This is a genomic window from Dorea sp. 210702-DFI.3.17 (assembly GCF_020560825.1).
Lineage (GTDB): Bacteria > Bacillota > Clostridia > Lachnospirales > Lachnospiraceae > Dorea > Dorea formicigenerans.
This window is the reverse complement of sequence record NZ_JAJCNB010000086.1, coordinates 1-733: the sequence shown is the minus strand read 5'-3', so window position 1 is coordinate 733 and position 733 is coordinate 1. Positions and strand designations below refer to the sequence as shown.

Here is a 733-nt window from a genome sequence, read left to right as displayed (position 1 = left end):
TTCATCGGCTCTTAGTGCCAAGGCATCCACCATACGCTCTTATTAGCATAACCAACTTGCTCTCATCCACGGGAATGAATGATTGCTTACACATGCATAGCGTTGCATGCGTTGGCTTCTAGGTCAATTTTTTGGATTCGTTTTCTTCGAATTGTGTAGTAATTATTACTCTGTTTATAACAATTACCTCGGATGTCTTGATTAGATATTTAATATCTTATCTATATTTCTTATATGCAATTTTCAAGGTACATGTTTGACTGTTTTATCAGCCATCAGATAGTTGAATCTTTTCAGCTATCTGATCACTGGTAAAGACCAGTTTTTCTTTTTTATAATCTGGCAGCCACCTACTCTCCCGTACCGTCTCCAGTAAAGTACCATCGGCCGCTTAGGTCTTAACCATCGTGTTCGGGATGGGAACGGGTGTGTCCCCTAAGCGCATCGCCACCAGAAATATTATTTGGCCTTTTTACAGAACCAATAATCTTCATCTCGTCCTTCGCGCGTCTTGCCCTACCTCAAATCCGCTCCGCTTCTTTTCGGTAGATTCAAGTCTTCACATGTCTCATTCCTGTTTCAAATGATTCAGCAAACAAGTTTGCTTCCTCATTTTTACAGTCCTGAGCCGCGCTCAGTCCTTGATGACTAAATAACAGACAACAACCCCTACTATGTTTCCTTAGAAAGGAGGTGATCCAGCCGCACCTTCCGATACGGCTACCTTGTTACG

General features: G+C 42.2%; 1 rRNA gene. It reads right to left on the bottom strand.

The window, feature by feature from the left end:
* Nucleotides 1-337: 337 nt before the first annotated feature.
* Nucleotides 338-455 (bottom strand): 5S ribosomal RNA (rrf, locus tag LI149_RS15040).
* Nucleotides 456-733: the final 278 nt, after the last annotated feature.